The organism is Armatimonadia bacterium (assembly GCA_039679385.1).
Taxonomy (GTDB): Bacteria; Armatimonadota; Zipacnadia; order Zipacnadales; family JABUFB01; genus JAJFTQ01.
The window spans coordinates 1-5,613 of sequence record JBDKVB010000113.1 but is presented as its reverse complement, the minus strand read 5'-3'; the positions used below and the strand labels follow the sequence as shown (position 1 = coordinate 5,613).

Genomic DNA, 5,613 nt, shown 5'->3' with positions numbered 1-5,613 from the left:
CGGTCCCGTGCTCGGGGTCGCCGGAGTCTCTGTAGCCGCTGAAGGCCAGGCGCGTCCCGTCGGGGCTCACTGCCGGGTCACGCAGCCTCAAGGCGGGGCAGCCCGCGGGCAAGTCGGGGTCATGTAGTGCCGGCAGACCCAAAGGCGTCCTGGTCTTCGCCTCGACGTCCACCACGTCAAGCTTGTCACCATGCGAAACCAGAAGCCGGCGACCGTCGGGGAAGAAGGACAGGCGCTCCACCACTCCCAACTTGCCGAGGATGAGCTCCGGCGTGTTCTCCCAGTATTGCCTGCCCGGTAGGACGCGGTATAGTGCGCCACCCGCGTACGCCTCGAGAGGACCTGTCAGCAGGGAGCAATGGCCCCAGTAGACGCGGCTGCCATCAGGGGCGAAGATCGGGAACATATCAATGTCCGTGAGGTGGACCAGGCGGAAGCGATCGTCAGGTATCACCATGCCCGCATCGCGACGGAGACCGCACTGGAAGATGTCGATGTCGCCCTGCCTGCGTAAGGCGTGGAAGGCGATCGAGGAGCCATCTGGAGCCCAGGTGGCTGCCCCTGCCGGCCGGTCTTCTCGGTTGAGCACCCGCCACCGTCCGGTGGTTAGGTGCAACCAGAGAAGGCGCCCATCGCGACGAAGGCAGACCAACTCCTCGCCGTCGGGGCTGATGGCCGGGTCCGTCGACGGTCCGCGGACACCGGGCTCAATCACGCGCAGGGAGCGGCCATCGACCTCCACGATGAACACTCCTGGCTCTCGTTGGCACCAGCCGGGGCGTCCCGGCCGTCCACGTGTCGACTGGAAGACCACCTGCTTGCCGTCCGGTGTCCAGGCGGGCGACGCCTCCTCGAAACCCCCTGGATGCTCGAGTCCGGTGAGTGGCGGGCGGCCCTGTTGCCCATCCGTCATCCACCAGAGGACCTCCGGGCTCAGCGGCATGACCTCGGTTTCACTGACCGATCCGTCCAGTGCGTTGATAGAGACGTGGATGCCGCGTGTGTTACCGAGTTCATCCGGACTGGGGTGGGCGAAGGTGATGGCCCAGTTCATGCCCTGGGCCTGCGGGTTCACCCATATCCCACAGTGCGCGTAGTAGAGGGGCAGCTCGGTGGCCTTCGGCACCAGCGCACGGGCGGCTACCCTCGCGACGGCGATTGCCTGCTCTCTGGACAGCTTCGGGGTGATCGGAATCGTCGGTGGGATGTCCGTCAGATCGGCCGCAACGACTCTGGCGTCGCAGACCGAAACCTCCACGCTGACCGCCAGGGGCAGGCCTACCTCACCACTGTATGCGCCCCAGCGGAACCTCACGACGCCTTCCGGCCAGATGTGCGTATCGCGCGGATACGGCACGACACTGAAGCCGCGCTGCCACACGCAGGGGAAGTGGTGACGCGCGAACTCCAGCGCCACACCTTGGAGTTGCTCGTAGGGAAGAACCTGCTGTGTCAGCTCCGTGGGGTCATAGGGCACCCGCAGGGAGAGAACGCGGTGGAGAGGATGCCCGATCTCGACCCGTGCCGCGGCAGCGCAAGGAGGGCGCTGGAGCGTGTACTCCCACGCCTCGGGCGACCGCCGTCCTAACCACCCTGCGGCAAGATGCTTGCCGACTGTGACTTTCATCCCGGTCGGTAGCCGAGGGTCGGCGGCGAGCTTCTCTGCAAGCGCACGACATTGCGGGCACTCGGCTAAGGTTGCCTGCATGGCCTGCTCTGGCTTGAGTGGGCCATGCTTTGGTTCCTGTGCCAAGGCCGAGAAGGCTATGCACGCGAGGCCGAGCCACGCCAAGTTCAGCACGAGGCGGTCGAGTCCGTGGGGCCTTTGACTGTGCGGGAGCTCCATGGCAGTCCCCTCTGAGGCGCCGGTTAGGTGACCTGTAGCGACGTCGAGCTTGCAGGTGTTGGCGCAGCGTCCACCCTCAGTCGTCCTGATGCGGGCTGCTGCTCGGTCCGGTGGTGTACAGGTAGACCGTGTTCTCCCTCGGCACGTAGGTCATGTGCCAGCCAGTGATGGCCTCGATCAGGCAGGCCGGCAGGTACAGGTAGCCACGGATCGTGAGCGGACGCCGCGGGAACTGCCTCGGGACACCGTCGACCAGGGCTTCCCTGCTGTCGGCCTTGAGGGCCCAGGTCTTGCCGCGGTACTTCACCACGGCGCTCCCGTCCTTCTCCTCGCGCACTTGCCCGCGCCAGATCACGCTCTGTAGGTAGCCGACGTAGAGGTACGGCCGCTGCGCCCGGATCTTCGGCGCGAAGGCCAGATCAGGGTGGCTCAGTTCCCCCAGATCCAGGTGCGGTACTTTCTCGCCCTGTACCGTCTCCAGCCAGCCGACAAAGGGGTCTTCAGACGGGTAGACCTCCCCGCTCTGCGCATCTACGGAGAACCCAGCAACTACCGTATGCATCCTCCGGTCCTCCTCGCCCACTCTTGGACCCGGCATTAGCCTTATCTGTCTCTCCTCGAGGACCGCGCAGAACCCGTAGGCAAGCCTTCGCATCCCCAGGCAGTCAGGCATGTCCGTCAGCGCTTCCACGCCCTGAGACTCGAGACCGGCGAACCTCGTGTTGGGCGCAAGCTCAACCAACGCAAACCATAGCAGGTGGCGGGTCAGCGCTCCCCGGACTGCCTTCGAGGCGCGGTGCAGGCTGACCGCAGGAGCAAGGGCGGGTCGAACCGCAGGCTGCCACTGACTGGCGTAACGCACCTGGCCTGTCCTATCGTCGCCTCTGACGACCACGGTTCCCACGCATCTTCGTGACACACACACCGCCCACAGGTCGGCTCCGAAAGGAAGGTACTGCGCCCCCGGCACCCGGCGCAGATACCGCTCCATGAACTCCGCTGCTACCTCAGACCTCTTCCGCGTGGTGCCTGCGGCGGGAGTGGTACTCTTCGCTGCTCTCTCGGCTGCTCGGGCCGTCGCGGGGAGGTTCGTCCAGGTCAGACGGTCGCCCCGGAGCGCATTTACCTCGACGCGGTCCTTCCCCGAAGGCGTGACGAAGCTGTACCGCCGCAGGAAGTGGTCGTCAAGGAAGCTGTCCTCGGCCTTGGGCGGCTCGTACACCAGTGGCTCTTCGATCCACGACGCCCACTCCTGCGCCAGCTTGCGGCAGTGCTCAATCGGCAGCAGCTCGACGGGAGCCTGACGGTTCTCCGGCAGCTTCTCCACGGGAGCAAGGCACCCCGAGAGAAGGACCGCCAGGAGAGACAGCGCCCGCTGTGTCGGCTTGAGGGCGACCGTTGGCAGGCCAGGGCCCCATCGCGTCATTAGGACACCTCGCTACTCGCCGTCGGTTTACTGAACAAGGGCGGTCTCGCGGACCACATCAAGGGCGGTCTTGCCGGTTTGCGGGTAGACGTAGGGCTCGACAGGAACGTCTACCAGCGGCGTAAGACGCTTCAGGTCGCTGCCGTCGAAACGGCAGAGGTAGATGTGGAAGCCGGTCCCGTGCTCGGGGTCGCCGGAATCGCGATAGCCGCTGAAGGCCAGGCGCGTCCCGTCGGGGCTCACTGCCGGGTCGCGAAGCCACAAGGCGGGGCAGTCCGCGGGCAAGTCGGGGTCATGCAAGGCGGGTAGATCCAGGGGCGTCCTGGTCCTGGCCTCGACGTCCACCACGTCGAGCTTGTCGCCATGCCAGACCAGAAGCCGGCGACCGTTGGGGAAGAAGGACATTCGGCCGACGCAGCCAAGCCCGGTTACGACAGGCTCCGGCGGCGCCAGGGCAGGGCCATCGGTGACCCGGGCGCGCAGAATCTCCCACGAGGCCTTCTCAGCTTCCTTGCCCGGCGCGGCGTGCGCGAAGTAGATGCATGCGTCCCCGGGTGCGAAGATGGGGTTCGAATCAGTACCCGGCAGGCGCAGCGGACGCAGTTGGACCTTCTCGTCAGAGGAGGCCTGGAGAGATGCGACGGCGATGTCGGCGTCCGCGGACCACGCCTGGCAGGCCACGCAGACGAGGTCGCCCTGGACGGCCACGCTCGACTTCACTTCCGCGTAGTCCGATAGGCTGCACAGTCTTGTCTCGCCGGAGAGCAGGTTCAGCACGAGGAGCTGATGGCGGTACCCCACCGGCAGCACCAGGCGTTCCGAGGTCCAGGCCGTCGGCGGGTCCCAGTAGTACAGACTCGGCCAGCCGACCTCGCGAAGCGGGCGAAGCAGGAAGGTTCGTGCCGTTGCGAGGTCGGAGACCACCACCGACTGGGGAATGGACGAATCCCATGGCGGGTAGCCAGCCCAACGCACATCTCCAGCCTGTGACACGATGGCCTTCCCGTCTGCCGACCAGGAGGGCCAGGCGTAACGGGCACAGGTGGCGTCCCACGCAGGGGCCGGTGATGGTGCGCGTGGCTCCCACCTGACTTCCACTCCATCAACTGTCCCGCCCGGCTCCACCAGATAGGCGTGGACGATGGCGACGCGAGGGTCACCGGGCAGCCAGGCGGACAACTCCCAGCCATACAGCTCGCCCTTGTCCTGCGGGAAGCACTTGCGCTTCACGGTCACTGCTCGCAGAGCCTCCTGACTGCACTTCAGTTTCCGACAGGCTGCGTCCAGAAGGCGCCTGCGCACTTCGGCTTCGCTGAAGCTCGGAGGCGGGATTGACCCCGGGTCTGGGTGGCGGTAAGTGTAGAAGGCTCCCAGCTTGCCATCCCAGGCGCGAATGCCGACACTTACAGACAGGGCCTGCACACCGTGAACGAAGCGACTGCACCCGAAGCTGTAACGGCCCTCCCTTGTGATGGGTCTGGTGCCTGTCTCGCGCGCTAGCCCGGATACGGGCGCGTCGGGCCAGTGACGGAGCACGACATCGGCTGCGATGCTTTGGGCCTGTTCGACGGAGAGCAGCGAAGTCTCGCGCAGGTCCACATACTCGCGGGTATGCCAGGCAAAGGCGATGGGAGTGGGATCAGGCGCCTCCAGGATCACCATCCCCAGGGGCTGGCCGCTCACGTGATCGATCAGGTCCACGACGGTGTCGGCTGGAGTAACGATGTCCACCTCAGCCCGGCACTGGATCTCGGAAGGCCGCGGGTGAGCGATCAGCGGCTCCTTCGCGAGGAAGCCCCGGGCCTGTTCGATGGCCCAGTCGAAGGTCTTCCGCCGGGTTGTCGTCAGCCTCCGCTCCGGCCTGGCAGTCTCCTGCGCATATGCAGTCCGGGCAACTCCCGCGTAGAGCAGGATGACCATTGTGATCGCGCACAACCGGGGCTGTCTAGACACGTCGCTCACCTCTCGTGATGGGCTGACGCCCTGACCATCAAGGCGATGGGTGCGGCCGGGAGGCAGTCTGCGCTTCAGGTCACCAGGCCAGTTCATAGGGCGTCAAGGGATCGTCATGGCGGACATCGTCGCTAAAGGTGGCGTAGACGCTTGTCTCCTTGCCGGAGGCTATCTCCCAGAGACCTAACACTCGCAGGCCCCTGGTGTCGTAGCCTTGCCCCTCTGGGTCGTCCCTATACATTACCCACATCTTGTTTTCTGGGGGGGAGGAGGTTCTCAGCCGGGCGGCAAGAAGTATAGGTGCTTGAGGTGACTCAAGCATGTTTGACTGGCTTCTGTTGGAACTCGCTACGCTCAACCTTCACGACGCACGCCGCCTTCGGCGCTT

At 65.6% G+C, this 5,613-nt stretch carries 4 protein-coding genes; all 4 read right to left on the bottom strand.

Going from position 1 to position 5,613, the window contains the following annotated elements:
• Window positions 1-1,708 (bottom strand): hypothetical protein (locus ABFE16_12915; GenBank protein MEN6346193.1); only part of this gene is annotated, 1,708 nt, incomplete at its 3' end.
• 214 nt (window positions 1,709-1,922) lie between these two features.
• Window positions 1,923-3,272, bottom strand: coding sequence for a hypothetical protein (locus ABFE16_12910; GenBank protein ID MEN6346192.1), 1,350 nt, complete (start codon window positions 3,270-3,272; stop codon window positions 1,923-1,925).
• A gap of 27 nt (window positions 3,273-3,299) precedes the next feature.
• Window positions 3,300-5,225 carry a hypothetical protein gene (locus ABFE16_12905; GenBank protein ID MEN6346191.1) on the bottom strand — a complete coding sequence of 642 codons (1,926 nt, stop codon included), beginning with the start codon at window positions 5,223-5,225 and terminating at the stop codon, window positions 3,300-3,302.
• Between the two features lie 79 nt (window positions 5,226-5,304).
• Window positions 5,305-5,466 carry a hypothetical protein gene (locus ABFE16_12900; protein ID MEN6346190.1) on the bottom strand — a complete coding sequence of 54 codons (162 nt, stop codon included), beginning with the start codon at window positions 5,464-5,466 and terminating at the stop codon, window positions 5,305-5,307.
• Between the last annotated feature and the right edge of the window lie 147 nt (window positions 5,467-5,613).